General features: G+C 67.2%; 29 protein-coding genes. 12 read left to right on the top strand and 17 right to left on the bottom strand.

Annotated elements, in window-relative coordinates; translation table 11 throughout:
• The 8 genes from F9K34_RS01790 to F9K34_RS01755 all read right to left on the bottom strand — a co-directional run.
• The coding region (locus F9K34_RS01790) for a hypothetical protein (RefSeq protein WP_291334831.1) at positions 1-189 on the bottom strand (189 nt) is incomplete at its 3' end.
• Between the two features lie 2 nt (positions 190-191).
• Positions 192-1,079, bottom strand: coding sequence for a hemolysin family protein (locus F9K34_RS01785; protein ID WP_291334830.1), 888 nt, complete (start codon positions 1,077-1,079; stop codon positions 192-194).
• Positions 1,080-1,119: 40 nt separating this feature from the next.
• A complete protein-coding gene (ybeY, locus tag F9K34_RS01780; protein ID WP_291334834.1) occupies positions 1,120-1,626 on the bottom strand; it encodes an rRNA maturation RNase YbeY in 507 nt (168 codons plus the stop codon).
• The gene (locus F9K34_RS01775) at positions 1,610-2,629 is read right to left on the bottom strand and encodes a PhoH family protein (protein ID WP_291334829.1); all 1,020 of its coding nucleotides are present in this window, start codon (positions 2,627-2,629) and stop codon (positions 1,610-1,612) included. Before F9K34_RS01775 ends, ybeY begins: the two co-directional genes overlap by 17 nt.
• A gap of 149 nt (positions 2,630-2,778) precedes the next feature.
• Entirely contained in the window at positions 2,779-3,069 is a 291-nt protein-coding gene (locus F9K34_RS01770; RefSeq protein ID WP_291334828.1) for a hypothetical protein, read from the bottom strand.
• A gap of 1 nt (position 3,070) precedes the next feature.
• Positions 3,071-3,643, bottom strand: coding sequence for an OmpA family protein (locus F9K34_RS01765; RefSeq protein ID WP_291334827.1), 573 nt, complete (start codon positions 3,641-3,643; stop codon positions 3,071-3,073).
• 199 nt (positions 3,644-3,842) lie between these two features.
• The gene (gene miaB / locus F9K34_RS01760; protein ID WP_291334826.1) at positions 3,843-5,153 is read right to left on the bottom strand and encodes a tRNA (N6-isopentenyl adenosine(37)-C2)-methylthiotransferase MiaB; all 1,311 of its coding nucleotides are present in this window, start codon (positions 5,151-5,153) and stop codon (positions 3,843-3,845) included.
• A gap of 73 nt (positions 5,154-5,226) precedes the next feature.
• Positions 5,227-5,673, bottom strand: a complete 447-nt coding sequence (locus tag F9K34_RS01755; RefSeq protein ID WP_291334825.1) for a cupin domain-containing protein — start codon at positions 5,671-5,673, stop codon at positions 5,227-5,229.
• A 90-nt stretch (positions 5,674-5,763) separates the two neighbouring features.
• Between F9K34_RS01755 and F9K34_RS01750 the strand changes: the two genes are divergently transcribed.
• Both F9K34_RS01750 and F9K34_RS01745 read left to right on the top strand, forming a co-directional pair.
• Positions 5,764-6,795 (top strand): LysR family transcriptional regulator, encoded by a 1,032-nt coding sequence (locus F9K34_RS01750; RefSeq protein WP_291334824.1) that lies wholly within the window; start codon positions 5,764-5,766, stop codon positions 6,793-6,795.
• Positions 6,792-7,661 carry a glycosyltransferase family 2 protein gene (locus F9K34_RS01745; RefSeq protein WP_291334823.1) on the top strand — a complete coding sequence of 290 codons (870 nt, stop codon included), beginning with the start codon at positions 6,792-6,794 and terminating at the stop codon, positions 7,659-7,661. Before F9K34_RS01750 ends, F9K34_RS01745 begins: the two co-directional genes overlap by 4 nt.
• A gap of 10 nt (positions 7,662-7,671) precedes the next feature.
• On the opposite strand, the gene F9K34_RS01740 is transcribed toward F9K34_RS01745, so the two are convergent.
• Positions 7,672-8,556, bottom strand: coding sequence for a helix-turn-helix domain-containing protein (locus F9K34_RS01740; RefSeq protein ID WP_291334822.1), 885 nt, complete (start codon positions 8,554-8,556; stop codon positions 7,672-7,674).
• A gap of 340 nt (positions 8,557-8,896) precedes the next feature.
• Between F9K34_RS01740 and F9K34_RS01735 the strand changes: the two genes are divergently transcribed.
• Positions 8,897-9,100: a DUF1127 domain-containing protein gene (locus F9K34_RS01735; RefSeq protein WP_291334820.1), complete on the top strand. Its 204-nt coding sequence runs from the start codon at positions 8,897-8,899 to the stop codon at positions 9,098-9,100.
• A gap of 219 nt (positions 9,101-9,319) precedes the next feature.
• Here the strand turns inward: F9K34_RS01735 and irrA are convergent, their stop codons facing one another.
• A complete protein-coding gene (gene irrA / locus F9K34_RS01730; protein ID WP_291334833.1) occupies positions 9,320-9,739 on the bottom strand; it encodes an iron response transcriptional regulator IrrA in 420 nt (139 codons plus the stop codon).
• Between the two features lie 180 nt (positions 9,740-9,919).
• Here irrA and fabA point away from each other — a divergent pair, with 180 nt between their 5' ends.
• Positions 9,920-10,429, top strand: coding sequence for a bifunctional 3-hydroxydecanoyl-ACP dehydratase/trans-2-decenoyl-ACP isomerase (gene fabA / locus F9K34_RS01725; RefSeq protein WP_291334818.1), 510 nt, complete (start codon positions 9,920-9,922; stop codon positions 10,427-10,429).
• 73 nt (positions 10,430-10,502) lie between these two features.
• Here the strand turns inward: fabA and adh are convergent, their stop codons facing one another.
• Together adh and F9K34_RS01715 are read right to left on the bottom strand one after the other, a co-directional pair.
• Positions 10,503-12,023 carry an aldehyde dehydrogenase gene (gene adh / locus F9K34_RS01720; RefSeq protein ID WP_291334817.1) on the bottom strand — a complete coding sequence of 507 codons (1,521 nt, stop codon included), beginning with the start codon at positions 12,021-12,023 and terminating at the stop codon, positions 10,503-10,505.
• Positions 12,024-12,151: 128 nt separating this feature from the next.
• Positions 12,152-13,087 carry a helix-turn-helix domain-containing protein gene (locus tag F9K34_RS01715; protein ID WP_291334815.1) on the bottom strand — a complete coding sequence of 312 codons (936 nt, stop codon included), beginning with the start codon at positions 13,085-13,087 and terminating at the stop codon, positions 12,152-12,154.
• A gap of 171 nt (positions 13,088-13,258) precedes the next feature.
• Here F9K34_RS01715 and fabB point away from each other — a divergent pair, with 171 nt between their 5' ends.
• The gene (gene fabB, locus F9K34_RS01710) at positions 13,259-14,488 is read left to right on the top strand and encodes a beta-ketoacyl-ACP synthase I (RefSeq protein ID WP_291334813.1); all 1,230 of its coding nucleotides are present in this window, start codon (positions 13,259-13,261) and stop codon (positions 14,486-14,488) included.
• Positions 14,489-14,495: 7 nt separating this feature from the next.
• Complete coding sequence (locus tag F9K34_RS01705; protein WP_291334811.1) at positions 14,496-15,284, top strand: enoyl-ACP reductase FabI; 789 nt, start codon at positions 14,496-14,498, stop codon at positions 15,282-15,284.
• A gap of 69 nt (positions 15,285-15,353) precedes the next feature.
• On the opposite strand, the gene F9K34_RS01700 is transcribed toward F9K34_RS01705, so the two are convergent.
• Positions 15,354-15,950 (bottom strand): hypothetical protein, encoded by a 597-nt coding sequence (locus F9K34_RS01700; protein ID WP_291334809.1) that lies wholly within the window; start codon positions 15,948-15,950, stop codon positions 15,354-15,356.
• A 156-nt stretch (positions 15,951-16,106) separates the two neighbouring features.
• On the opposite strand from F9K34_RS01700, the gene F9K34_RS01695 reads away from it, so the two are divergent.
• The 3 genes from F9K34_RS01695 to F9K34_RS01685 are packed head-to-tail and all read left to right on the top strand — an operon-like array spanning position 16,107 to position 18,588.
• Positions 16,107-16,790 (top strand): haloacid dehalogenase type II, encoded by a 684-nt coding sequence (locus tag F9K34_RS01695; protein ID WP_291334807.1) that lies wholly within the window; start codon positions 16,107-16,109, stop codon positions 16,788-16,790.
• Positions 16,787-17,614 (top strand): alpha/beta fold hydrolase, encoded by an 828-nt coding sequence (locus F9K34_RS01690; RefSeq protein WP_291334805.1) that lies wholly within the window; start codon positions 16,787-16,789, stop codon positions 17,612-17,614. Before F9K34_RS01695 ends, F9K34_RS01690 begins: the two co-directional genes overlap by 4 nt.
• Positions 17,611-18,588 carry a threonine ammonia-lyase gene (locus tag F9K34_RS01685; protein ID WP_291334803.1) on the top strand — a complete coding sequence of 326 codons (978 nt, stop codon included), beginning with the start codon at positions 17,611-17,613 and terminating at the stop codon, positions 18,586-18,588. The genes F9K34_RS01690 and F9K34_RS01685 overlap by 4 nt, the downstream gene beginning before the upstream one ends.
• A gap of 4 nt (positions 18,589-18,592) precedes the next feature.
• On the opposite strand, the gene F9K34_RS01680 is transcribed toward F9K34_RS01685, so the two are convergent.
• The 4 genes from F9K34_RS01680 to leuC all read right to left on the bottom strand — a co-directional run bounded on the left by F9K34_RS01680 (position 18,593) and on the right by leuC (position 22,803).
• A complete protein-coding gene (locus tag F9K34_RS01680) occupies positions 18,593-19,609 on the bottom strand; it encodes an endonuclease/exonuclease/phosphatase family protein (protein ID WP_291334802.1) in 1,017 nt (338 codons plus the stop codon).
• Positions 19,610-19,656: 47 nt separating this feature from the next.
• Entirely contained in the window at positions 19,657-20,493 is an 837-nt protein-coding gene (locus F9K34_RS01675) for a hypothetical protein (RefSeq protein ID WP_291334800.1), read from the bottom strand.
• 276 nt (positions 20,494-20,769) lie between these two features.
• A complete protein-coding gene (leuD, locus tag F9K34_RS01670) occupies positions 20,770-21,375 on the bottom strand; it encodes a 3-isopropylmalate dehydratase small subunit (protein ID WP_291334798.1) in 606 nt (201 codons plus the stop codon).
• A gap of 12 nt (positions 21,376-21,387) precedes the next feature.
• Entirely contained in the window at positions 21,388-22,803 is a 1,416-nt protein-coding gene (leuC, locus tag F9K34_RS01665; RefSeq protein ID WP_291334796.1) for a 3-isopropylmalate dehydratase large subunit, read from the bottom strand.
• Between the two features lie 142 nt (positions 22,804-22,945).
• Between leuC and F9K34_RS01660 the strand changes: the two genes are divergently transcribed.
• The 3 genes from F9K34_RS01660 to rlmH are packed head-to-tail and all read left to right on the top strand — an operon-like array spanning position 22,946 to position 25,276.
• Entirely contained in the window at positions 22,946-24,280 is a 1,335-nt protein-coding gene (locus F9K34_RS01660; protein WP_291334794.1) for a hypothetical protein, read from the top strand.
• A gap of 52 nt (positions 24,281-24,332) precedes the next feature.
• Positions 24,333-24,806: a ribosome silencing factor gene (gene rsfS, locus F9K34_RS01655; RefSeq protein ID WP_291334793.1), complete on the top strand. Its 474-nt coding sequence runs from the start codon at positions 24,333-24,335 to the stop codon at positions 24,804-24,806.
• A complete protein-coding gene (gene rlmH, locus F9K34_RS01650) occupies positions 24,806-25,276 on the top strand; it encodes a 23S rRNA (pseudouridine(1915)-N(3))-methyltransferase RlmH (RefSeq protein ID WP_291334791.1) in 471 nt (156 codons plus the stop codon). The genes rsfS and rlmH overlap by 1 nt, the downstream gene beginning before the upstream one ends.
• The last annotated feature ends 10 nt before the right edge of the window (positions 25,277-25,286 follow it).

The following is a 25,286-nucleotide window of genomic DNA, read 5'->3' as shown; positions in this document are numbered from 1 at the left end:
GCGACGGGCGGCGCGACGCTCCGCCGTCACGAGCGCGGTCACAAGCGTAAGCGCCGGGAGGGCGACGAACCACAGGTCCCAGGGTGCCTGCCCGGCCGCCACGGCGGCACCGGCGAACGCGGCAAGGGCAATAGACCGCGCGGATGGCCGGGCGTCGCGCCCGAGGAGACCGCGCAGGCTGGCGCCCATGGTCAGGGTTTCGCCTGCGGCAGGCGCACCCTCAGCCGCTTTATCCGGCGGGGATCGGCGTCCATGACCTCGAACTCGGTGCCGCTCTCGTGCGGGATCACCTCGCCGCGCGCAGGCACCCGGCCAAACAGCATGAAGACGAAGCCGCCGAGCGTGTCGATCTCGGCATCCTCCTCCGGCGCGGCGAGCTTCAGGCCGATCTCGGATTCGAACTCCGCGAGCGGCGCGCGGGCCTGGACGATGTATTGCCCCGGCTTCTCCTCGTGCCAGAGCCCGTCTTCCGAGGTGTCGTGTTCGTCCTCGATCTCGCCGATCACCGTCTCCACAAGGTCTTCGAGCGTCACCAGCCCGTCCACCCCGCCATATTCGTCGATCACGAGCGCCATGTGGATCCGTTCGGTCTGCATCTTCTGCAAAAGGACGCCGATCGGCATGGACGGCGGCGCGTAGAGAAGCGGGCGCAGCATCTTGCGCAGGTTGTAGCGGGGCTTCGGGTCGGTGAACGCCTGGTTGAGCGCGAGGTCCTTCAGGTGGATGAGTCCGACCGGGCTATCGAGCGTCCCCTTGAAGACCGGAAGACGCGAAAAGCCGCTTTCGCGGAACGCGGCGACGAGGTCGTCGAGCGAGACGTTCACGGGCACGGCGACGATCTCTGCCTTGGGGATCGCCACATCCTCCACCCGCATCCGGCGAAGGTTGCCGATGCCGGGAAGCGGCGCGGCCTGGGCCGGGCGGGGCGCATCTGCCACCACTGCGGCCGTCTCGTCGCGGTCATTTTCCGAAGGGGAGAGGGCGTCGATGATCCGGCCGAAGAAGCCGCGCTGCCCGCTACTGTCCGAGGGGTCGGGCGCCTCCTGCGCCACCGTAGACCCGTCCAAGCTGTCGCCCATTGGTCCTTTCCAGATTGCCCGTCGCGGTTGCCGCGCCGGTTCACTCATATGGGTCAGCAAGACCCAGTTTTGCAAGTATGCGCACTTCGGCGGCCTCCATCAACGCGGCGTCGCCATCGCGGAGGTGGTCATAGCCCAGCAGATGCAGCAGCCCGTGCACGAGAAGGTGCGCGACATGGTCGGACATCGACTTGCCCTGATCCTGCGCTTCGCGGGCGCAGGTCTCCCAGGCGATGGCGATATCGCCAAGCTCCTCCGGCATCTCGATCGTCCCCGGGTCCGGCCGGCACGGTGCGCCGCCGTCCTCCCCGGCGCCGCGCTCGTCCGAGGGCCAGGAGAGGACATTGGTCGGCTGCGGCTTGCCGCGGAAGTCGGCGTTCAGTTCGGCGATGCGGGTGTCGGAGCAGCCGAGGAGGCTGACAAGGAAGCGCTCCGCCGGAAGGCCCTGGTCGGCCAGGACGGCATGCGCTGCCCGGTCGGCCATCGCGCCGAGCCCGAACGCCTCCCAGCGCGGGTCCTCGGTCAGGGTTTCAACCAGCGGCTCCATCGTCGCGGTCATAGGCCTCGATGATGCGTGCGACAAGCGGGTGGCGCACGACGTCCTTCGCGGTGAAGTAGTTGAAGCTCACGCCCTTCACATCCTTCAGGATACGCTCTGCATCGGCCAGGCCCGAGGCGGTGCCTTTCGGCAGGTCAACCTGCGTGCGGTCGCCGGTGACCACCATGCGCGAGCCTTCGCCCAGACGGGTCAGGAACATCTTCATCTGCATGGTCGTGGCGTTCTGCGCCTCGTCCAAGACGACGAAGGCATTCGCGAGCGTCCGGCCACGCATGAAGGCCAGCGGCGCGATCTCGATCCGCTTTTCCTCAATCAGCTTCTGCACCTGCTTGGCGGGCAGGAAGTCGTTCAGCGCGTCGTAGAGCGGCTGCATGTACGGATCGACCTTCTCCTTCATGTCGCCGGGCAGGAAGCCGAGCCGTTCGCCGGCCTCGACGGCCGGGCGGCTGAGGACGATACGGTCGACGTGGCCGCCGATCATCATCGTCACGCCCACCGCAACCGCGAGATAGGTCTTGCCCGTGCCCGCCGGGCCGATCCCGAAGGCGAGTTCGTTGGAAAAGAGGTTCTTGACATAGGCCTTCTGCGCTTCGGTCCGCGGCTCCACCTGCTTCTTGCGGGTGCGGATCTCGTAGCGACCGCCCGCGAACATCTCGAGCTGCTCGTCAAGGCTCGGCGGGTCGAGCCGCCCGCCCTCGCCCATGCGAATCGCGCCGTCGATCTCGCCGGCGTCGATGGGCCGCCCGGTCTGAAGCCTGGCGTAGAGATTGGTCAGGACATTCGCCGCCCGGGCGCGCGCCTCGCTTGTCCCCACCACGGCGACCTGGTTGCCGCGTCTGAGGATATGCACCCCGAGCTGGTGTTCGATCTGCGCCAGGTTGCGGTCAAACTCTCCGCACAGGTCGATCAGCAAGCGATTGTCGGCGAATTCCAGCAATGTCTCGTGCAGGTCTTCGGGACGCGGCGGCGGGGTCAAGGCGCTGATGCCCAAGCAAGTCTCCTCGAAGGAAGCGATCCTGGAAGGGATCGTGACTCTCCCTCCCGATCAAAGCAAGAGATCAGCACAGAATTGTGGCGTCGCGCGAAAAGAATTGCCCGCGTTGCAGGGTTGCCGCCGCTTCCGCTCGATTTCCCGTCGGATCAGATGGGATCGGGAATGGGCGAGCCGCGCTTGTGGCCGGCTGCGTAGCCCTTGGGCAGCACGCCCGAACAGACCCGCTCACCCGTCCGCGGGTCGAGGCGCAGGACCGAATAGCCCTCGATCCCGTCGTCGGCCATCCAGACATCGCAGCCGTCGGGATCGACGTAGATACCCCACTTCACCTTCTGCGCCAATTGTCCGCTGTCGATGAAACGGTCGACGCTGTGGTCGGTCTTGACGCAGGCCGAAAGCGCGAGGCCCGCACCGAGCATCAGGATGCGCGCGTCCATCTCAATACCTCCCGATCTCGCGGTAGCAGACAATCTCTACCCGCCGGTTCGTCTGCATCCCCGCGGCGGTGGCGTTGGAGGCGACGGGCATCCGTTCGCCGAAGCCGTTGGCCGAGGCCACCCGCGCGCCGGCGCCGAGCGCGATCTTGGCCACCGCGTTCGCACGGCGTTGCGACAGGCGCATGTTGTATTCGTCCGAGGCGCGCGCGTCGGTGTGGCCATGGATGCCGTAGGACCAGACGCCCTCCTGCCGGAAGAATGCCCTGAGCCGCTCGGCCTCGGCCGGGCGGACGGTGGCGCTGTCGGTGGCGAAGAGCGTGTCGGCGCTGGCGACGAGGCAGGTCTCGACCTTCATGCAGACGGGCTTGCCGTTCCGGTCGGTCCGGTTCCAGGCATAGCCTTCCCAGCCGTCGTCGATCATCCAGACCTGGCAGCCGTCCGGTGTCTGCGCCAGCGCCGGCCGGTAGCGTTCGGCAGGAATCCGTTCGCCTTGCGCCACGACCGGTGCGGCCGCGGATGCCCAGAGAAACGCGCAGGCAAACGCCCGCGCCACAGCCGTTTTCGGAACTCTCACCCCAGCCCCCAAAGCTTGCGGGACGGCCGCTGACAGTGCGGCAGGTCCCTTCGTCACCCATTGGGCATCATAGCAGAGAGAGCCGCGGATCGAACCTGCCGATTACGAACTCACTGTTATTAAAGGGGAAACAGAAATGGATGCGGATGGGTGATCCTTCCGCCCTTGACCAACAATGCGCCTGAGCGGTGCCGCGCGGTCAGGCGATCTCACCGGCCAGCGAGTTGGGTGCGGAGCCGGTGATTCTCACGCGCGCGATGGTGCCCGGGGTGGCATCCGTCTTCGCATGCACGGCGTGCAGATAGTCGGACTTGCCGACCATCTGCCCCTGAAGCCTTCCGGGCTTCTCGAAGAGAACCGAGACCTCGCGCCCGACCATCGCCGCCTGCGTCGCGCGCTGCTGTTCCGTCAGAAGGGCCTGCACGGTCTGGAGCCGCGCGTCGGCCACATCGGTCGGCACCGGGGTCCTTTCCGCCGCCGGCGTTCCCGGGCGGGCGGAATACTTGAAGGAATAGGCCATGCCGTAGTTCACCGCACGGATCAGGTCGAGCGTGGCGGCGAAATCCGCCTCCGTCTCTCCGGGGAAGCCGACGATGAAGTCGCCCGACAGCACGATGTCCGGCCGCGCGGCGCGGATCTTCTCGACCAGCCGCAGGTAGTCCTCCGCCCGGTGCTTGCGCGCCATCGCCTTCAGGATGCGGTCGGACCCCGACTGCACCGGCAGGTGCAGGTAGGGCATCAGCTTCGGCTCCTCGCCATGGGCGGCGATGAGGTCGTCGGTCATGTCGTTGGGGTGCGAGGTCGTGTAGCGGATGCGGTCGAGCCCGTCGATCCGGGCCAGTTCCCGCACCAGGCGCGCAAGCGACCAGTCGCCGTCGGCACCTGCGCCGTGGTAGGCGTTCACGTTCTGGCCAAGAAGCGTGATCTCGCGCACGCCCTTGCCGACCAGGCCCTGCGCCTCCGCCAGCACCCGTTCCGCCGGACGCGAGATCTCGGCGCCGCGGGTGTAGGGCACTACGCAGAAGGCGCAAAACTTGTCGCAGCCTTCCTGCACGGTCAGGAAGGCGGTCGGCCGCACCGCCGCCTTCGGCCGGTCCGGCAGGTGGTCGAACTTGTCCTCCTCGGGAAAGTCGGTATCGACCGACTTTTCCCCCGCCTCGGCCCGCTTTGCCATCGCAGGCAGGCGATGATAGCTCTGCGGCCCCACCACAAGGTCGACGAGCGGCATCCTGCGCAAAATCTCCTCGCCCTCGGCCTGCGCGACGCAACCCGCCACGCCGATCTTCAGGTCGGGCCGTTCCACCTTGAGAGGCTTGAGCCGCCCGAGGTCGGAATAGAGCTTCTCTGCGGCCTTCTCTCGGATGTGGCAGGTGTTCAGCAGCACCATGTCCGCCTCCTCCGCCACCTCGGTCGTGACATAGCCCTCCGCGCCCAGGGCTTCCGCCATGCGCTCGCTGTCATAGACGTTCATCTGACAGCCGTAGGTCTTGATGAAGAGCTTCTTGGTCACGCAGGGTCGCTTTCGGGATGGCGCGGGATCGCGACCCGCTTCCTACACCCGAACCCGCCCCCCGGGCAACCGGTCAGGCCGCGAGCGGCGGGCCGGTGAACGTCAGGTGATGGCGCGCGGCCGATTCCAGGATTGCCGGCATGTCCTCGGGAATCCGGAAGTGCCCTTGCGCCATGTCGGCGAAGAAGCCCTCGAACCCGCCGGGGGTGAGGATGACGAGATGCCGCGACGGGGCGTCGCCCGTCACGCGGAACGTGTGTTCCCGCCCCCGCGGCACGAAGACGCTGGTGCCGGGCCCGCGCGCGAAGGTCTCGCCTTCCAGCCAGTAGGTCACCTCGCCGGTGAGGATCACGAAAGTCTCGTCCTCGGCGTGGTGGACATGGCGCGGCGGCCCCGAGCGGGCGGGGGAGAGGCTGTCCACGATGGACATGGCGCCGCCGGTCTCGGCAGGGGCCAGGAGCATGCGGTAGAGCGTGCCGTTCCAGTCGATCGTGCCGGGACCGAGGGTGGCGTCGAGCATCGTTCAACTCCGTGTCATGCGTCGGATGCCGCGAGAATGGCCGCGCCGTAGTCATTTGACCAATTGATTAATTGTAGATTTAATATCCACATGGCGAATATATCGACCTTCGACCTCAACCTGCTGCGCGTACTCGATGCGTTGTTGCGCGAAAGCTCCGTGACACGGGCGGCGACGCGGGTCGGGCTTTCGCAACCTGCGACCTCTGCCGCGCTCGGACGCCTCCGTCACGCGCTCGGCGATCCACTCTTCGTCCGGCACGGGCAGCGACTGGTGCCCACCGACCATGCGCTGAGCCTCGAGGTTTCCCTGCGGGAGATTCTGGACCGGACGGAGGACCTCATCGCCGGCCCCGAAACATTCGATCCGGCGCGCGCGTCGGGTGCCTTCCGCATCGGCGGGTCAGATTTCTTCGCCGAAATGCTGATGCCCGCGCTTGGTGCGGCGCTGTCGCAGCGGTCGCCCGGGCTCCTCGTCCAGCTCGTCGACCTGGTGCCCGAGAACTACGTCGCCACGCTCGAACGCCAGCGCGCCGATCTCGTCCTGGTGCCCGAAACGACCTTTCCGGAATGGGCGGAGCACGCCCGGCTGTTCCGTTCGAGCTTCCGCATGGTCGCCCGGGCGGGGCACCCACGACTTCTCGCCGCCGGCGTTCCACCGGGCGGCGTCGTCCCGACCGACCTCTTTTGCGACCTTGGACATGTACTCTTCTCGCCTGAGGGCAGGGTCAGCGCCATGGGCGACGCCGCGCTTGCCGCAGTCGGCCGCAAGCGGCGCGTGGCGATGACGGTGCCGGTCTTCTCAGGCGTCTGCCGTGCAGTGGCCGAAAGCGACCTCGTCGGGCTTCTGCCGCGTCAGCTCGCCGAAGCCATGGCGCCACGTCTGGGCCTGTGGGTCTGCATTCCCCCGATGCCTCTTCCGGCGGCGACGATCTGCATGGTCTGGCACCGTCGTGCCGCGCGCGCCCCGGCCCACCGCTGGCTGCGCGGCCTCGTGGCGGAACTCCTGCAACCGCTCGATGCGGGCGAGCCGGAGGCGCCGGACGGACCCGGCACCGGGGCATTGCATTCCGCCCTGCCATCGCCGACCCTCGTGCCCGACGCAAGAGGACAGCCGCGATGACCTTTGCCTCGCTCAAGGACTTCCTGACACGGGGCGCGGCGTGCCTCGCCACGGGTCCGGTTGCACTACTCTTCGTCGAGGACCCGGTAGAGATCGCTTCCACCGTCCTCCACCACGCGGGCCTCGGCTTCCGCGAGATCGTGGTCTTCATCCCTGATGCCGTGCCGATCCCGGAAGAGATCGCGGCGGCCGCGACCTGGATACGCCACGACACGCTCGCGAAAGGCGCCGTCGCGGCTGCGGTCAATGCGGTGATCGTCGCGGCGCCGGCGAAGACCTGGATCTACTACGGCCACAACGCCGAATACCTCTTCTTCCCTTTCTGCGAGTCGCGGACGGTGGGAGAGATGTTGACCTTCCATGCCGAGGAACGGCGCGATGCCATGCTGGCCTACGTCGTCGATCTCTACGCCCCCGACCTTGGCCGGCACCCCGGCGGTGTCAGCCGCGAGGAGGCGATGCTCGACCGCTCGGGCTACTACGCGCTTGCCCGGCCTGACCCCGAGACGGGGCATCCAAGGGAACGGCAGCTCGATTTCTTCGGCGGCCTTCGCTGGCGATTCGAGGAACATGTGCCGAAGGCCCGGCGCCGCATCGACCGCATCGCGCTCTTCCGCGCCGCGAAGGGGCTCACGCTCCGGGACGATCACACGTTCAACGTCGAAGAATACAACACCTATGCCTGTCCGTGGCACCACAACCTCACGGCGGCGGTGGTCTCGTTCCGCGCGGCGAAGGCGTTGAAGGCGAACCCCGGCTCTTCCTTCGACATCCCGACCTTCACGTGGCACGGTTCGGTCCGCTTCGACTGGACCTCGGGGCAATTGATGGACCTCGGGCTGATGGAGCCCGGGCAGTGGTTCTGACAGGCACCGCCTAAAGTCCCTTACCGCCGTCCAGATAGTTCACCCGGAACAGCCATTGGGCCGCGCCTGCACCGCCCGGCCGGAGCGATTCGAGCAGATCGCGGACGGTCGCCGGGGTGGCGTCGCCGCCCGCGAAGGGGTCGCCGTCTGCGCGTGCCTCGAAGGCGCGGTCGTCCGCATCGATCCGGCCCTCGATCTCGCCCGCGCGCGTCAGGATCACGCCCGATGCGGTGGGCATGAGGTTGCCGTCGCTGGGTCCGAGGATGATGCCGCTGATCAGCGCAGCCCTCGGCTGCTGACCGGCGTTCGTGACCAAGTAGAGCATCGCGTCGTGGCGCAGTTCGGCCAACTGAATATAAAGCCGGTTCTGCAGGAGAAGGGCCCAGCCGCGGAACTCGAACCCGCGGGCGCCGTAGCGTGCCTCGATCAGCCCCTGCGCGGGCCTGAGCATCAGCGCGAGACGTGCGATCCGGCCCGGCTGGGTGAAGGACCAGTAATGGACGTCGTAATGGCCGAAGTACTCGTCCCCGCGCCGCGCGACCTCGTTACGGGACGCGTTCACCAGGTCGTAGGGGATCGGCAGAACCGACGGGTCCCCGGGCGGGCCCTGCGCGGCCCCGCTTGCCACGCCCTGTACCGCAAGGTCGAGCGCACGGCGGAACTCCTCGTCAGACCCCTCCAAGGCGAGCGTGGAGAATCCGGGCCGGTGCCGCGCGATCTCCACCGCGATCCGGGTCAGGTTGTGACCGCTCGGCCGGACCTTTCCAGACAGCCAGCGGGAGACGACGGACTTGTCCACGCCGACAGCGGCGCCGAGCGCCGCAGGCGACACGTTGATCGTCTTGAGAGCTAGGCTAAGCCGCTCGCCGAGACGGGCGGTTGTTTCCTTCATCATGGTGCTGCACGCTCCACCGTCCGGGCCCGCCGAGGCATCGCGCTCCCCTCAGGCCCATAGCATGCAACAATTTGCAACGGATTGCATGATGACGCAACGTCATGCCAGCCGATGCAACGGACATATTCTGAAAGAAACGTTACAAGTCTCGACATTCCAGTAACGATTGTTCGCTCGGCCGGGACACGTTCTTTCAGGTCCCATCCCGTCAACTGCCGGAGATGACGCCAGCCGGGTTTTGACCGGAGAGCGCCAAGACCCAAGACAGGCCGGTCCCGGATATTTTGCGGGTCGGAGCCCCGAGCGAGCACGAAAGCATTTCAGGAGTGAAGGAAACATGATGAGCGAGACATTCCTCTTCCCCGCACCGACAGAGCGCCGAAGCACACGCCTGTTCGCGCTTCTGGGCGACTGGTTCGAGGCCCGCCAGCAACGGCGCGCGGTCGCGCGTTCGATCCGCGGGCTTTCCGACCTGGACGACCGGCTGCTGCGCGACATCGGCCTCACCCGTGGGGATCTGGAGGACATCACCGGCATCCGTTGAACCGACACCCCACCTTTCAGCAAGTCCTTTCGAACCAAAGCCCTTTCCCGATCAAGCCGGACCGCTTCCGACCGGTTGGTCCTTTCCCGCGTGAATTCCCACGCCCCCGCGCCCCCGGCCAACCCCAGGCCGGGGGCGCGTCGGCTTCCCGCTGCGGCTTAGGCTCCAGTGTTGGATGCGTGCCCGTCGCGGGCAGGAGCGCAAGCTTGCCCCGGATGATCAGCAGCGCTTCAGGCGGATGACCACGTCGACCCGCGCAAGCTCTGCCCCTTCCGGCAGGTCGGGAAGGCGCGCGATCTTCAGATCCTCCGCCGGGGCATCCACCAGGCGACCCTCTTCTTCCCAGAAGAAATGCGGATGATCGTCGAGCCTCGTGTCGAAATAGCTACGGCTGCCGTCAACCGAGATCTCGTTGATGAGCCCGGCCTCGCAGAAGGCCCTGAGCGTGTTGTAGACGGTCGCCAGCGACACCGGCTCGCCCGACGCGGTGGCGGCTGCATGCAGGCTTTCTGCGGTCACATGGCGGTTCTGACCGTCGCCCACGAGGAGCGTGGCAAGCACCAGCCGCTGGCGCGTCGGCCTCAGCCCTGCCCGCGTGAGCCAGCGCGCCCCGCGCGCCGAGGCAATCTGATCCGTCACCGTCTCGATAGCCGCTTGCGCCACTGCCGCTCCATTCTCTGCCTCAGGGTCGTTTTATAGGCCGGAGTTGGGCGGAAATTCAATCCGTTTCGCACGATGGCGGCCCGGCAGTGGCCTTGCCCTGTGGCGGAGCCGGATGATAGAGGGTCGGAAATGTGCAGCCGACGAGGGGCAGGCGGAATGGCGAGTTATCCGACGAGGTTCGAGCGGGAAGAACTCCTCAAATGCGCGCGGGGAGAACTGTTCGGACCCGGCAATGCCCAGCTCCCGGCGCCGCCGATGCTGATGATGGACCGGATCACGGACATCTCGGCCGACGGCGGAGAGCATGGCAAGGGTCACGTCGTTGCCGAATTCGACATTCGTCCGGACCTCTGGTTCTTCGAGTGTCATTTCCCCGGCAACCCCATCATGCCCGGCTGCCTCGGGCTTGACGGGCTCTGGCAACTCACCGGGTTCAACCTCGGCTGGCGCGGCTGGCAGGGGCGCGGCTATGCGCTGGGCGTGGGCGAAGTGAAGCTCACCGGCATGGTGCGGCCCGACCGCAGGATGCTGACCTACTACGTGGATTTCACCAAGGCGGTACAGACCCGTCGCCTGACCATGGGTGTGGCCGATGGCCGGGTGGAAGCGGATGGCGAGACCATCTATCTCGTGAAGGACATGAAGGTCGCGCTGAGCGAGGTGTGACGCGAAGGGCGCGCGTGCCGAGAGCTGGGCGGCGGCCCGAATGGGGCCGCCGCGCGCTGTTTCACGCCATGGGTCAGAAGAACCCGAGCTTGTTCGGGTTATAGCTGACCAGAATGTTCTTGGTCTGCTGGTAATGGTCGAGCATCATCTTGTGCGTCTCCCGCCCGATGCCGGACTGCTTGTAGCCGCCAAAGGCCGAATGCGCCGGATAGGCGTGGTAGTTGTTGACCCAGACCCTGCCGGCTTCGATGGCGCGACCGAAGCGGTAGGCGCGGGTACCGTCGCGCGTCCATACACCTGCCCCGAGGCCGTAAATCGTGTCGTTCGCGATCTGCAGCGCCTCGTCTTCGGTCCGGAACGTCGTGACCGAGACCACGGGGCCAAAGATCTCCTCCTGGAACACCCGCATCTTGTTGTGGCCCTTGAGAATGGTCGGCTGGATGTAGAATCCGCCCGACAGATCCCCCTTGAAGTGCGCCGCATCACCGCCCACCAGCACCTGCGCGCCTTCCGCGCGACCGATGCTGAGATACGACAGGATCTTGTCCTGCTGTTCCCGGCTTGCCTGGGCGCCGACCATCGTCGACATGTCGCGCGGATCGCCCTGCTTGATCGCCTTCACCCGCTCGATGGCGCGCGCGATGAACGCTTCGTAGATGTCTTCCTGGATCAGCGCGCGCGACGGACACGTGCAGACTTCGCCCTGATTGAACGCGAACAGCACAAAGCCTTCGACCGCCTTGTCGAGGAAGGCATCGTCTGCGGCCATCACGTCCGAGAAAAAGATGTTCGGGGACTTCCCGCCCAGTTCCAGCGTGACCGGTATCAGGTTCTCGGTCGCGGCCTTCATGATGATCCGGCCGGTCTCGGTCGAGCCGGTGAAGGCGATCTTGGCGATCCGGGGGCTCGTGGCCAGCGGGGCGCCGACCTCCGGGCCCATTCCATTCACGACGTTCAGCACGCCGTCGGGCAAGAGGTCGGCGATGAGTTCGACAAGCACCATGATCGCCGCCGGAGTCTGTTCCGCGGGCTTCAGCACGACGCAGTTGCCCGCCGCGAGTGCGGGCGCCAGTTTCCACGCCGCCATGAGGATCGAGAAGTTCCACGGGATGATCTGGCCGACCACGCCGAGCGGTTCGTGGAAATGATAGGCGACGGTGTCGGCGTCGATCTCCGACATGGTGCCTTCCTGGCCGCGCAGCACACCGGCGAAGTAACGGAAATGGTCGATCGACAACGGGATGTCGGCCGCCGTCGTCTCGCGGATGGGCTTGCCGTTGTCCCAGGTCTCTGCCTGCGCCAGCAGGTCGAGGTTCTCTTCCATGCGGTCGGCGATCCTCAGAAGGATGTTCGAGCGATCCGCGGCCGAGGTCGTGCCCCAGGCTTCCCGGGCGGCATGGGCCGCATCGAGCGCGCGCTCGACATCTGCGGCGCCGGACCTGGCGACTTCGCAGACCACCGCGCCCGTGATCGGCGTGATGTTGTCGAAATAGGTTCCCGCCACCGGCGGGACGAAGCGACCGCCAATGAAGTTGTCGTAGCGGGTCTTGAAGGGCGATCGGTATTCGCCCGCGATCTGCGTCAATTCGTTCATGGTGTTCCTCCTGAAGTCCGGGTCCTCCGCCCGGCCGACAAGAACATCGGATGGGGCAGCCGGCGCGTCAGCCCTGCCGACCGGTTCCGCCGGAACCGACTGTCTCAGTTCTGAGACAGGTCGGGATGTTATCCGCCGAGGCCCAGGCGCTTCATGCGCCGATACAGCGTTGCCCGGCCGATCCCAAGGCCCCGGGCGGCCCTTGAAACGTTGCCATCGGCCCGCGCCAGCGCGCGAATCACCGCGGCACGCTCGGCTTTCTCGAACCCGGAGGGTCCGTCGCCGCGGCCCAGAACGTCTGCGGCGGGCCGCACCTTCAGGGTGCCGTTCGGCTCCAGCCCGAAGGTGCGCCGCGCACCCCGCGTGGCGCCTACCACCAGGTCATCGCCGTCCACCGCCAGAAGCACCGACCCGTCGCCATGGTCCCGGTCCGCGACAACGATCCGTGCGCCGGGAAAGCTGGCGCGAAAGAAATCGGCCTCGATCGCCTGCGCGGCCTGCGCCACCATCGCGCCGATCAGCCTGTTGTAGGCCTCGGTTTGGTCGGCACGGGCCGACGACACGTCAAGTGCGGCCACGAGCTCGCCTTCCGGACCGAAGATCGGGGCGTCGAGACAGCTCATCCCGATGTTGCGCACGAAGAAATGCTCATCGCGGTGGATGGTGACGCGGCGTTTCTCGGCAAGGCAAGTACCGATGCCGTTCGTGCCCTCGCTGGCTTCGCTCCAGTCCGTCCCGACGCCCAGGCCCCAATGATCAAAGGCGGTCGCGTCGGCATCCGCCACGCGCCGGTCGAGCACGAGGCCGGTTTCGTCGGTCAGGAACACGCCGCATCCCGAAACACCGACCAGCCCGAAGAGATGGTCGAGCCTCGGCGTGGCGATGTGCATGAACCGCTCGAGCCGCCCGAGCCGGCGCTTGATATCGGCCTGACCCAGCCGCTCGTCCAGGCGGTCGTCGGACGGGTCGAGCCCGTGTCGTGTCGCAGACCGCCGCCAGGAAGCTGCCAGAGACGAATGCGCGGCTGCGGACGGCGAGTTGACGGCTGTTATCACCCTGTCCACGTGACGCCTGTCCCGCACGGCCGGATCCTCCCTGCGATCACGGTAATCAGAACCGAAGCGCCGCGCAACGACACCTGTGCGCCGATCACCCGGCGGAATCTGGCGGCGCTATCCGCTTGCCCCATTTACCCCCGTATCCTAGACAGGCAGAAACGGGATCAAGGAGGCCGCATGCGCCGCGTCGTCATCACCGGGATCGGGATCGTGTCGCCCATCGGCAACAACGCGGCCGAGGTCGAGGCGAGCCTGCGGACCGGCCGCTCTGGCATTGTCTTCGCCCCCGATTACGCCGAGCACGGCTTTCGCAGCCAGGTCCACGGGATGCCGCAGATCGTGCTGGAGGACCACATCGACAAGCGCAACCTGCGTTTCATGGGGCCGGGCGCGGCCTACAACTTCCTCGCCATGGAACAGGCGATCTCGGACAGCGGGCTGGAACACTCGGACGTGTCCAACGAGCGCGCCGGCCTTGTCATGGGTTCCGGCGGACCCTCCACGTCGAACTTCTTCCAGGCCCATCAGATCGTCATCGAAAAGGGCGCGCCGAAGCGGATGGGGCCCTTCATGGTCACCCGCTGCATGTCTTCGACGAACTCCGCCTGTCTTGCCACGCCCTTCCAGATCAAGGGGGTGAACTATTCGATCACCTCGGCCTGCTCGACGAGCGCGCATTGCATCGGAAACGGCACCGAACTGATCCAGATGGGCAAGCAGGACATCGTCTTTGCCGGCGGCGGCGAGGAGCTGGACTGGACGCTCTCCTGCCTCTTTGACGCGATGGGCGCGATGTCGTCCAAGTACAACGACACGCCGCAGACCGCCTCGCGCGCCTTCGACGCCACCCGCGACGGCTTCGTCATCGCCGGCGGCGGCGGCGTCGTGGTGCTGGAGGAACTCGAGCACGCGAAGGCGCGCGGTGCCAAGATTTATGCCGAGGTCACGGGCTATGGCGCAACCTCGGACGGCTATGACATGGTCGCCCCGTCCGGCGAGGGCGGCGAACGCTCGATGCGGGTCGCGCTCTCGACGCTGCCCAGGGACCGCAGGATCGGCTACATCAACGCGCATGGCACCTCCACCCCGGTCGGCGACGTGATCGAGGTAAAGGCCGTTCGCCGCATCTTCGGCGAAGGTAATGTGCCGCCCATCTCTTCGACGAAATCGCTGACCGGTCATTCGCTGGGCGCGACGGGCGTGCACGAGGCGATCTATTCGCTTCTGATGCTGAAGGGCAATTTCATCACCGCTTCGGCGAATGTCACCGAGTTGGATCCCGAGATCCGGCCGGAAGAGATCGCGACCCGATACCGCGAAGGTGTCGAACTCGACTCGGTGCTGTCGAACAGTTTCGGCTTCGGCGGCACCAATGCTACGCTCGTGATGAGCAAGTATCACGGGTGAGGCACACATGGCCGATCTGATGAAGGGGAAGCGCGGGCTCGTCATGGGCGTCGCGAACGAGCGCTCGATTGCCTGGGGAATTTCCGCGGCCCTTGCCGCGGAAGGCGCGGATCTTGCCTTCTCCTATCAGGGCGACGCCTTCGGCAAGCGTGTGGAACCGCTTGCAGCCTCGGTCGGTTCGGACTTTCTCGTCGATGTCGACGTGACCGATGACGCCAGCCTCGACGCCTGTTTCGCGGCGCTGAAGGCGCGCTGGGGCCGCATGGATTTTCTTGTCCATGCGATCGCCTATTCCGACAAGACCGAACTGACGGGCCGGTTCATCAACACCAGCCGGGCGAACTTCGCCAATTCGCTCGCCATCTCCTGCTATTCCTTCATCGACGTCGCCCGGCGCGCGGCCGAACTGATGCCCGAGGGCGGCAGCCTCGTGACGCTCACCTACGCGGGATCGAACCGCGTCACCCCGAACTACAACGTGATGGGCGTCGCGAAGGCGGCGCTTGAAAGCGCAACGCGCTATCTTGCGAACGACCTCGGGCCGCAGAAGGTGCGTGTGAATGCCATCTCGCCCGGGCCGATGAAGACGCTGGCCGGGGCCGCCATCGGCGGCGCGCGGGCGACCTTCCGCCACACCGAGGCCAACGCGCCCCTGCGCGCCAACGCCACGCTCGAGGCGATCGGCGGGACTGCGGTCTATCTCCTGTCCGACTTCGGCACCTGCACGACCGGAGAGATCATCCGCGTCGATGGCGGCTATCACGTGCTTGGGATGCCTCAGGCCGAAAACCTCTGAGACAGCCGGCGGCATCCACGCCCGCGCTCGCAACTCCTGCTGCCGTCAGGCGCATGTCCGTCCGCGCCGTCAGTCGCCTGGACGCCGCAGCGTCTCGCGCAGTGCCTCTGACTCGGCCCGAAACGCGTCTGCATCCCCATAGTCGGTGAAGTCGGGGTAGTTGGCGTGGGTCCCGGCGACCCGTCGCGCATGCTTGATCGGGCACCAGTACTGCTCCGTCCGCCCGGCGATCTCGCGTACGTAGGAGACAAGGCCGTTGGCGTAGCTGCAATAGGCGCAGTTCAGCTTCTGCAGCGCATTCAGGTAGGCGAGGTGATGGCGGTCCATCGCGATGTGGTCGCGCCGCCGCACCTTGGCGATGCCGTAGACCGGGAAGCAGACCGCCTGGTAGACGCTCACGCAGAGGTCGAGGAGCGCCAGCGGGACAATCAGCGCGTAGATCACCGGCGCGGTCAGGATCACCATTGGCCGGGCGGCGGCGAGGAACTCCCTGAGCCGGACGCGCGCCTCGCGGTGGCGCGCCAGAACCTCGCGGTCGAAGACGACGCGGCCGCGTTCGATCCGGTATCTCAGCGCGGTGCGGCGCTGGGCAAGCTCCGCGTCGAACTCGGATTCGAGTGCGCGCAGTGCCTGCTTGAAACGCTCGATGGGGGCCGGGTCGGACATGGCGCGCTCCTTCGACGGGGCCGGCGATGGCCTTTCCAGAGTGCCCGCGGTGCGCCGGAAATGCCAGTGCGAGCCCGGCGGCCCGGGATTGTGCGGGGCACATTTCCACCCTTGCCGCCCGAAGCGCCCCGCGCCAGTCTGGCCGGCAGAGGTTCCATGGCCATAACGACCTGCATCTTCGACGCGTACGGCACGCTCTTCGACGTGGCCGCCGCCGCCCGCCTCGCCGCCGACGAACCCGGGCAAGCGGCGCTCGCCGCTGTGTGGCCCCGTCTCGCCGAGGACTGGCGGAGAAAGCAACTAGAATACACCTGGCTCCGCGCCGTCATGGGCCGGCACGCCGATTTCTGGACCGTCACGGGGGACGCGCTCGACTGGGCGCTGGAGGCCAACGGGCTGGCGGATCCAAAGCTCCGGGCGCGCCTGCTGGCGCTCTACCGGGAGCTTGCGGCCTATCCGGAGGTTCCCTCCATGCTCGCCGCGCTGAAGGCGCGCGGGCTCATGACGGCGATCCTCTCGAACGGTTCGCCGCCGATGCTTGCCGCAGCGGTCGCGTCCGCCGGGATCGGCGGTTTCCTCGACGATGTCCTCTCGGTCGAAAGTGTCGGCGTCTTCAAGCCCGATGCGCGCGTCTACGGGCTCGTGACCGATCGCTTCCGCTGCGCCCGGGACGCGGTGCTCTTCGTCTCCTCGAACGGCTGGGACGCGGCGGCCGCCGCGGGCTACGGTTTCCGCACGGCCTGGGTGAACCGCGCCGGGGTGCCGGTCGACCGCCTGCCCGCCCGCCCGCATCACATACTCCCTGACCTCACCATGATCCCGGACCTTGCCTGCCCATGACACTTCTGCACTTCACCGCCTCCGATGGTGCCCGCCTCGCCTATCGCGACGAGGGCGAGGGGCTTCCCGTTCTATGCCTCGCCGGTCTCACCCGGTCCTCGACCGATTTCGACTTCCTGGCGCCGCATCTGCCCGACGTGCGGCTCATCCGCGCCGACTATCGCGGCCGCGGCGGGTCGGAATGGACCGGGGCCGCGACCTACACCGTCCCGCGCGAAGCCAAGGATGCGGTTGAGCTTCTCGACCACCTCGGGATCGAACAGGCTGCCATCATCGGCACCTCGCGCGGCGGTCTGATCGCCATGCTTCTCGCGGCGACCGCACGGCCGCGCCTTCTGGGCATTCTCCTGAACGATGTGGGGCCCGTGCTGGAACGGGCGGGGTTGGAGAAGATCTTTGACTACGTCGGGCGCAACCCGGCGGCGACGACCATGGACGACCTCGTGGCGAAGCTGCCGCATACGATGCCCGGTTTCGCCAATGTCCCCGAGGCGCGCTGGCGGGCCTTCGCCGAACGGCTCTACACGCCGACGGAGACGGGCCTCCACATCCGCTACGACCCTGAACTCAGGACCAGTTTTCTGGCCGCCTTCGAGGGGCCGCAGGCCGATCTCTGGCCGCTCTTCGACGCCTGTGCCGGGTTGCCGCTGGCGCTTGTCCGTGGTGCCAATTCCGACCTCCTGTCTGGGGCGGCCGCGGCCGAGATGCGGCGCCGGCGCCCCGACATGACCTTCGCCGTCGTGCCCGACCGGGCGCATGTACCCTTTCTCGACGAGGCCGAGAGCCTTGCCGCAGTCCGTGCCTGGCTGGAGAGGATGCGATGAACATCGGGATGATCGAGGCGGCCGCCGGGCGGCTCAAGGGGCATGTGGTGCGCACGCCACTGCTGTCCTCGCCGTTTCTCGACGAGATCGCCGGGCGGCGGGTGCTGGTGAAGCCGGAATGCCTGCAACCGACTGGCTCGTTCAAGCTGCGCGGCGGCTGGTCGGCGCTGTCGGCGCTGCCGCCCGACGCTCGCGCCAAGGGGGTCATCGCCTTCTCCTCCGGCAACCATGCCCAGGGCGTGGCCTTTGCTGCCCGCGCCATGGGCGCGCCTTGCGTGATCCTGATGCCCTCCGACGCGCCGCGCGTGAAGATCGACAACACCCGGGCGCTGGGGGCGGAGGTGGTGCTTTACGACCGCGCCACGGGCGACCGCGACGCGATCGGCGCGGCGCTTGCCGAGGAACGCGGGCTGACGCTGGTGAAGCCCTTCGACGAGCCGCTGGTGATCGCCGGACAGGGGACTACGGGACTCGAGATCGCCGAGCAGTCGGCCGAGGCCGGGGTGACGGCGGGCGATGTGCTCGTGCCCTGCGGCGGCGGGGGGCTGTCCTCCGGGATCGCGCTGGCGCTCGAAGCGCGGTCGCCGGGGCTCAGGGCGCGGACGGTGGAGCCCGAGGGGTTCGACGACGTGGCCCGCTCGCTCGCCTCGGGGAAAATCGAGCGGAATGCGCGGATGACGGGCACGATCTGCGACGCGATCGTGACACCCTCGCCGGGTGAGATCACCTTCCCGATCCTAAGCCGGCTCTGCGGGCCGGGGATCGCGGTCAGCGAGGATGAGGCAATGGCCGCCATGGCCGCGGCCTTCAACCGGCTGCACATCGTTCTGGAACCGGGCGGAGCGGTCGCCCTGGCTGCGGCGCTCTACCGGGCCGGGGAGGTGGCGGGCGAGGCGGTGATCGTCGTCGCCTCGGGCGGCAATGTCGATCCGGCGATCCACAGGAAGGCCATGGAACGGTTCGGCGACGCCTGAGCGGTCAGGGCAGGCTGATGTCCACGAACACCAGCCGATGGCGCGAGGCGGCGGCGGCCTGATCCGCCGCCGGGCCCGGTTCGGGCCACCACACGCCCGAGCCTTGGACGGCGAGACCGGCCGAGGGAAGGACGTAGTCGACGCGCATGTTCCCCGGCCCCGGATCGTCGGGCCAATCGGCGGTGTCGAGCGCCACCGGCCCCTTTTGGCGGGCATTGGCACCACCCTGCCCCGCCGCCGCCAGGGCCCCCTTGCTTTCGGGGCGGACGTCCTGAAGGCGCGCATCGCCCAGAAGCGCCGTCAGCGCCTCGGCATTCCCTTCGCCGTCGACGGGGTCGAGGTTCGCGTCGCCGAGGAGCACGAAGGGCGCCGCGGGCGGGGCGAAGGGCAGGTCACCGTCGAGAAATCGCGTCCAGAAGGCCGCCTCGTCGTGGTTGCGTCGCCCGTTGCGATCCTCCGTCCCGTCGAAAACGGGCGGCGTCGCCATCCAGGCGAGAAGCGTCAGCGACCGCCCCTCCGGCAGTGCAAGCGGCACACCCCAGTGGCCGGTCGTCGAAAGCCGCTGGATCGCGGCGGCATCCTCGCTCAACGCCGCCCCGTCCATGAGATTCCCTGGAAGGTCGCGCCAGAGAAAGGCAGAGTAGTCCGTCGCCTCGCCCAGCGCGTGACGCGAGAGGACCGCCATGCCGCCTTCGCCGGCGAAGCGTCCGAAACCCTGTGCGTCGCCCGGACCCCCCGCTTGCCCGTCGCCGTCGAGGTCGAGGCCGGTGGACATCCCGGTGTTGGGGCGGAGCGCAAGCCGGTGCGGAAAGTCCGCCCCCGCCGCGGCGAGCCGATCCGCGAAGGCGCCAAGCGCGACGCCTCCGAGGTCGTAGTCGATCCCGGTCAGCAGGATCACGTCAGGGGCAGCCGCTGCGATAACCGCTGCTGCTGCCTCCACCTGCGGGTCCTTTTCAGTGAGGATGTCGCGCAGGAGTAGCCCCGGCCCTTCGCGGCTGAGATCGGCGTTGAAGGTCGCCACCCGCAGCGTCTCGGCCCGTGTCCCGGTGGGCAGCAGTGCCGCGAGGATCAGGCCGGCAAGAGCTCCGCCTCGGCCGAGGCGTTGTTCTGCCGGCGCTTCTCGGCGATCATGCCGGCGATGCGCCCCATGGCGATGCCGCGCATGAAGAGGGAGGCGGGAAGGAAGGCCCATGCTGTCATCGTCCAGATCAGGGTCTGCGGGCTTTCCAGCGTCACCGGCGAAAAGGCGAGCGCGGCGAGCTTGACCGCAGCGGGAATGAGGAATGGCAGAAGGAAGCCGAGCGCGATGTTGAACCGCGCGTCACGCTGAAGCCGGTCCACCACGTCGCCGCCGGTCGTCGGATCGAAGGTCGGCAGGTTGATCCAGACGTTGAACGAGCCGATCCGGCTCGGCCAGCCGATCACCCGCATCGTCACGACGAAGAGGATGAGCGTGATCAGCGAGATCATGTAGGAGATGCCCGCCGAGGTGCGCACCAGGATGAGGTGGCGCAGGCTCATGTCCTCGGGCAGCATCAGGACGACGAGGCGAACCGGGCTGTAGGGCACGTCGATGACTTCGCCGAGCTTGTTGCCGAGCGCCTCGATGAAGACCGTCAGCGTCGTCGGCTCTGTCTGGCCACGGACGATCGTCGACAGGATCAGAACGGTGACGAAGAGCGACAGGAATCGCAGCCGGTTGAAGGGAGGCGCGTCGCGGAATTCCACGAGGCCGGGATAGGTCGAGGCATATTCGAAGAAGGTGAGCGCGGCAGCGAAGAGCGCCACGAGTGCAACGATCTGGGTCGTGTCGTGCGGAACGTGCGGCAGCAGGAGCGATGGTGTCGCGATCAACACCATGACCAGAACCGCGCGTACGAGCGCCCCTGTGAGCTGAGAAATCACTGCCCCGTTCCCTCAACCTGGCCGTTGCCGGTGCATCGCCGGGCGCATCTGGCCAACTTGAGCTCGCCGATTGTGGCGAACTGCCTCATTGTTGCCCCAAATTTGCCCAAGTCCGGCTCCCCATCAACGTTTCGTTAAGAGTAGCCCCCGCATTGGGGCCTTTTCGTGGAAGAACTGGTGCGCCTTTGCATCATTTCATGAGCAATTTTCCGCCGATCCTCGCGCAGCAAAAAGGCCGCCCGAGGGGCGGCCCAAGATGTTGTATCTCAAGACTTTTCAGACCCAAGGACGGCTCTGTGCAGCACCCGTCTCGAATGTGTCGATGGCCGAGACCTTCTCCAGCGTCAGGCCGATGTCATCGAGTCCGTTCAGGAGACAATGCTTGCGGAAGGGGTCGACGTCGAAGGCAAAGCTCTGGCCGTCCGAGGTGGTGACCGTCTGCGCTTCCAGGTCCACCGTCATCCGTGCGTTGGCGCCTTTCCTCGCGTCCTCCATCAGGACCTTGACAACCTTCTCCGGCATCACGATCGGCAGGATGCCGTTCTTGAAGCAGTTGTTGTAGAAGATGTCGGCGAACGACGTCGAGATCACACAGCGGATACCGAAGTCGAGAAGCGCCCAGGGCGCGTGCTCGCGGCTGGACCCGCAGCCGAAGTTGTCCCCGGCCACGATGATCTCGGCCTTGCGCCAGGCGGGCTGGTTCAGGACGAAGTCGGGAATCTCCTTGCCGTCCTGGGTGAAGCGCATCTCGTCGAAAAGGTTCTTGCCGAGGCCCGAGCGCTTGATCGTCTTCAGGAACTGCTTGGGGATGATCATGTCGGTGTCGATGTTGACCAGCGGCATCGGCGCCGCGATCCCGGTGAGGGTGGTGAATTTTTCCATCGTCTTTCTCCCTTACACCGCTTCCGCCATCATCTCGCGCACGTCGGTCAGGTGCCCCGTGACCGCCGCCGCCGCAGCCATCGCGGGCGACATCAGGTGGGTGCGTCCGCCCCGGCCCTGACGGCCCTCGAAGTTGCGGTTCGACGTCGCCGCGCAGCGTTCGCCGGGCGACAGCTGGTCGGGGTTCATGGCAAGGCACATCGAGCAGCCCGCCAGCCGCCATTCGAAGCCGGCGTCGATGAAGATCTGCGCCAGTCCTTCCTCCTCGGCCTGCGCGCGCACGAGGCCGGAGCCCGGCACGACCATCGCGCGGATGCCCGGAGCGATCTTCTTGCCCTTCAGGATCGCGGCAGCGGCCCGAAGGTCCTCGATGCGGCCGTTGGTGCAGGAGCCGATGAAGACCGTGTCGACCCTGATGTCGGTCAGCTTCGTCCCGGGCGTCAGGCCCATGTAGTCGAGCGACCGGCGCGCGGCCTCGACCTTGCCGCCGGTGAAGCTTTCAGGGGCCGGCACGACGCCGGTGATCGGCAGCACGTCCTCGGGCGAGGTGCCCCAGGTGACGACGGGGGCGATGTCCTCGCCCTTCAGCGTCACGACCTTGTCCCAGTGCGCGTCGTCGTCGGACCTCAGTGTCTGCCACCAGGTGAGCGCGGCTTCCCATTGGGCGCCCTTCGGCGCGTGGGGGCGGCCCTTGACGTATTCGAAGGTCTTCTCGTCCGGCGCGATCAGCCCCGCCCGGGCGCCGCCCTCGATCGCCATGTTGCAGACGGTCATGCGGCCTTCCATGGAAAGGTCGCGGATCGCCTCGCCCATGTATTCGATGACATAGCCGGTGCCGCCGGCGGTCCCGGTCGCGCCGATCACCGACAGCGTGATGTCCTTGGCGGTGACGCCGGGGCGGAGCTTGCCGGTGATTTCCACCTTCATGTTCTTCGACTTCTTCTGGATCAGCGTCTGGGTGGCCAGGACGTGTTCCACCTCCGACGTGCCGATCCCGTGCGCCAGCGCGCCGAAGGCGCCGTGGGTGGCGGTGTGGCTGTCGCCGCAGACAACGGTCATGCCCGGGAGAGTCCAGCCCTGTTCCGGCCCGACGATGTGGACGATGCCCTGGCGGATGTCGTTCACCGGATAGTAGTTGATGCCGAAATCCTTGGCGTTCTTGTCGAGCGCCTCGACCTGGATGCGGCTTTCCTCGTTCTCGATGCCCTTCACACGGTCGGGGGTCGTCGGCACGTTGTGGTCGGGCACCGCGATGGTCTTTTCAGGCGCGCGCACCTTGCGGCCGGCCATCCGGAGGCCCTCGAAGGCCTGCGGGCTCGTCACCTCGTGGACGAGGTGGCGGTCGATGTAGAGCAGGCAGGTGCCGTCGTCCTGGGTATCGACGACATGGGTGTCCCAGATCTTATCATAAAGTGTCTTGCCGGACATGAGTCCTCTCCGCACGTGGGAATTCGGGGGTCAGTAACCGAGGGGGCGACAGGAGGCGGCCGGCGGTCAAAGCGCCGCCAGCACCGTCAGCGTCGCGCCGAAGAACCGCCAGGGCAGGCGCGCGCGGTCGTCCATGTCGAAGATGCGTTTCATCGCCACGCTTTTACGCTCACGCCGAGGGGTGCGCAATACGGGAGTGCTCGCCCGAGGCAGGCCGCCGCGTCACACTTTCGCCCAGATCGGACAATACCCGTCGGTGGCGGCCATTCATCCCTTCGCGGGTTTTCCCATGTTCGTGTCACGACTTCTCGCCCTGCTCCTGATCGCGCTCGCCCCCCTTGCCGCTGCGGCCGAGACTGAGGTGCATGCGGTCGGCGTCTACGAGGGCCTCACCCGTTCCGACGAAGTGATTCACGGGCCGCGCGTGTCGGTCACCGTGGACAGGCCGGGGGCGGAAGTGGTGCTCATGCTGTCCTCGTTCGAGCCGGTGCGCTGGCTCGTCACCACCACCGAGGGCACATCGCTCTCCCGCATCCTGCTCAGCACCGCCCGCGACCGCCGCAGCGAGGTGATCGTGAACGGGCAGCCCTACGCCCGGGCCGAGATTGCCGCCTTCGGCAATGTCCATTCGGCACGCGGAGAAAAGTTCAGAAGGCTGGTGCACGAGGTGCCGCAACTTACCGGTGCCCCGCAGTTGCGCAGCTTCCACGGCGCCTATACCGCGCCGCCGGGCGACTTCACGATCGATGGCACGCAGGAGGATCTTCCCCAACTGCGCAACGACTACCTGAAGTCTCAACTTGCGGATGCCGAGGAGGTGCCCGAAGCCCTGCGCGCGTATCTCAAGGACGGTGCGGCACTGCCGCAGCCCGATCTCGTGTTCAGCGCCGACGGATTCATCCTGAAGAACGGCGACGGCACCACAACGCGCCATCCCGTGACGCTCGACGTTCCCGACATTAGCTGGCCGATGGGCGCGGCGCGCGACCCCGAAACCGGCAGGATGTTCGGCGTGTCGCTGGGCGGGGAGGGCTATCTCTACTCCTTCGATCCGTCGACCGGCCGATGGGCGGTCGAAAGCAGCATGAAGCAGGCCGACGCCAGCGGCATGATCTTCGATCCGGAGGGCCGCAGGCTGGTGATCGTCGTCAGCGGCCTCGTTGCCATACGCGGGCTGGAACTGCTGTTTCTGGACATGGATGGACGAAAGGCAAGGACTCCGCTGGCCGCCGCGGCATTCGCCGGGCTCGACGACCTCTACGAGCCCGGCAACGGGCCGGCCCCCATGCTGGTGCCTGTCGCGGTTGCGGACGGAAAGCTGCTGCTGGCGGCCGGTGCCGGCCTCCGCGTCCGGTCGCAGGAAGCCCCGGGCATCGCGGCGGCAGGCCGGCGCCTCTATCTCGTCGACATGACCACGGGCGCGGTCCGGCTGGTGGCATATTCCGATCCGGGCGCGGCGGTGGCGGAACCCTGGTAGGAATTTGTCTCCATTCCTTGAGAAAGCCGCACTCCGATGCTACGTTTCCATCATGCCCGGCGCCGGGGCGTTACGGCGCGCAACCCAGGAGGACGATGTCCTGTTACCTACCCACACCGCGGCCACTTCCCGGGCCGCAGGGGCGATGCCGATGACGGCCGCGCCCATAGAAGTCACCAGCGACGCATTGCTCGCGCGGGTGCTTTCTTCCCTCGATGACGACAAGGCCGAGGACGTGGTGGCGATCGACCTCCGCGGCCGCTCCTCCGTTGCCGATCACATGGTGATCTGCTCGGGCCGGTCCTCGCGCCAGGTCGCCGCGATCGCGGAGAAGCTGGTGGAGCGCCTGAAGCACGAATTCGGCCGGACCAGCCGCATCGAAGGCAAGGACCAGGGCGACTGGGTGCTGATCGACGCGGGCGACGTGATCGTCCATGTCTTCCGCCCGGAAGTGCGCGAGTTCTACCAGCTCGAGAAGATGTGGATGCAGCCGGGCGCGGGGATCGCCGCGGCGCGCAAGGCCTGATGCGCCTTCATCTCGGCGTGGTGGGCAGGCTCCGGGCCGGCCCCGAACGCGCCCTTCTCGAAGACTATCTCGAACGGTTCGACCGGACGGGCCGGCCCCTCGGGCTTGGTCCCGCAACCGTCCACGAGGTCGAGGACCGCAAGGGCGGCGGGCCGGATGCGGAGGCGGCGCTCCTGTCCCGGACGATCCCCTCCGGCGCCTTCGTGGTGGCGATGGACGAACGCGGCCGCACCCTCGCCTCGCCTGACTTCGCCCGCCTGATGGTGCGGCTGCGCGACGGCGGGCGGCAGGACATGGCCTTCCTGATCGGCGGCGCCGACGGGCTGGCGCCCGGCTTGCGCGACCGCACCGATCTCGCGCTGTCGTTCGGGCCGATGGTCTGGCCGCACATGCTTGCCCGGGTGATGCTGGCCGAACAGCTCTACCGCGCGGCGACGATCCTGTCGGGCGGACCCTATCACCGCGCCTGAGCGGTGCGGC

The sequence above is a fragment of the Albidovulum sp. genome, from assembly GCF_008933605.1.
Lineage (GTDB): Bacteria > Pseudomonadota > Alphaproteobacteria > Rhodobacterales > Rhodobacteraceae > Albidovulum.
Note: the sequence above shows the minus strand (reverse complement) of the source record. Positions and strands in the feature narration are given on the sequence as shown.

What these genes read in the sequence shown, in the direction of transcription:
- F9K34_RS01690 (WP_291334805.1), top strand. Translation starts at nt 16,787, where the DNA reads ATGACACTTCTGCACTTCACCGCCTCCGATGGTGCCCGCCTCGCCTAT.
- F9K34_RS01745 (WP_291334823.1), top strand. Translation starts at nt 6,792, where the DNA reads ATGACCTTTGCCTCGCTCAAGGACTTCCTGACACGGGGCGCGGCGTGC.
- F9K34_RS01740 (WP_291334822.1), bottom strand. Translation starts at nt 8,556, where the DNA reads ATGATGAAGGAAACAACCGCCCGTCTCGGCGAGCGGCTTAGCCTAGCT.
- ybeY (WP_291334834.1), bottom strand. Translation starts at nt 1,626, where the DNA reads ATGGAGCCGCTGGTTGAAACCCTGACCGAGGACCCGCGCTGGGAGGCG.
- leuD (WP_291334798.1), bottom strand. Translation starts at nt 21,375, where the DNA reads ATGGAAAAATTCACCACCCTCACCGGGATCGCGGCGCCGATGCCGCTG.
- rlmH (WP_291334791.1), top strand. Translation starts at nt 24,806, where the DNA reads ATGCGCCTTCATCTCGGCGTGGTGGGCAGGCTCCGGGCCGGCCCCGAA.
- adh (WP_291334817.1), bottom strand. Translation starts at nt 12,023, where the DNA reads ATGAACGAATTGACGCAGATCGCGGGCGAATACCGATCGCCCTTCAAG.
- fabB (WP_291334813.1), top strand. Translation starts at nt 13,259, where the DNA reads ATGCGCCGCGTCGTCATCACCGGGATCGGGATCGTGTCGCCCATCGGC.
- F9K34_RS01735 (WP_291334820.1), top strand. Translation starts at nt 8,897, where the DNA reads ATGAGCGAGACATTCCTCTTCCCCGCACCGACAGAGCGCCGAAGCACA.
- F9K34_RS01700 (WP_291334809.1), bottom strand. Translation starts at nt 15,950, where the DNA reads ATGTCCGACCCGGCCCCCATCGAGCGTTTCAAGCAGGCACTGCGCGCA.
- F9K34_RS01705 (WP_291334811.1), top strand. Translation starts at nt 14,496, where the DNA reads ATGGCCGATCTGATGAAGGGGAAGCGCGGGCTCGTCATGGGCGTCGCG.
- F9K34_RS01695 (WP_291334807.1), top strand. Translation starts at nt 16,107, where the DNA reads ATGGCCATAACGACCTGCATCTTCGACGCGTACGGCACGCTCTTCGAC.
- F9K34_RS01770 (WP_291334828.1), bottom strand. Translation starts at nt 3,069, where the DNA reads ATGGACGCGCGCATCCTGATGCTCGGTGCGGGCCTCGCGCTTTCGGCC.
- F9K34_RS01755 (WP_291334825.1), bottom strand. Translation starts at nt 5,673, where the DNA reads ATGCTCGACGCCACCCTCGGTCCCGGCACGATCGACTGGAACGGCACG.
- rsfS (WP_291334793.1), top strand. Translation starts at nt 24,333, where the DNA reads ATGCCCGGCGCCGGGGCGTTACGGCGCGCAACCCAGGAGGACGATGTC.
- fabA (WP_291334818.1), top strand. Translation starts at nt 9,920, where the DNA reads ATGGCGAGTTATCCGACGAGGTTCGAGCGGGAAGAACTCCTCAAATGC.
- F9K34_RS01750 (WP_291334824.1), top strand. Translation starts at nt 5,764, where the DNA reads ATGGCGAATATATCGACCTTCGACCTCAACCTGCTGCGCGTACTCGAT.
- leuC (WP_291334796.1), bottom strand. Translation starts at nt 22,803, where the DNA reads ATGTCCGGCAAGACACTTTATGATAAGATCTGGGACACCCATGTCGTC.
- F9K34_RS01685 (WP_291334803.1), top strand. Translation starts at nt 17,611, where the DNA reads ATGAACATCGGGATGATCGAGGCGGCCGCCGGGCGGCTCAAGGGGCAT.
- F9K34_RS01660 (WP_291334794.1), top strand. Translation starts at nt 22,946, where the DNA reads ATGCGTTTCATCGCCACGCTTTTACGCTCACGCCGAGGGGTGCGCAAT.
- F9K34_RS01785 (WP_291334830.1), bottom strand. Translation starts at nt 1,079, where the DNA reads ATGGGCGACAGCTTGGACGGGTCTACGGTGGCGCAGGAGGCGCCCGAC.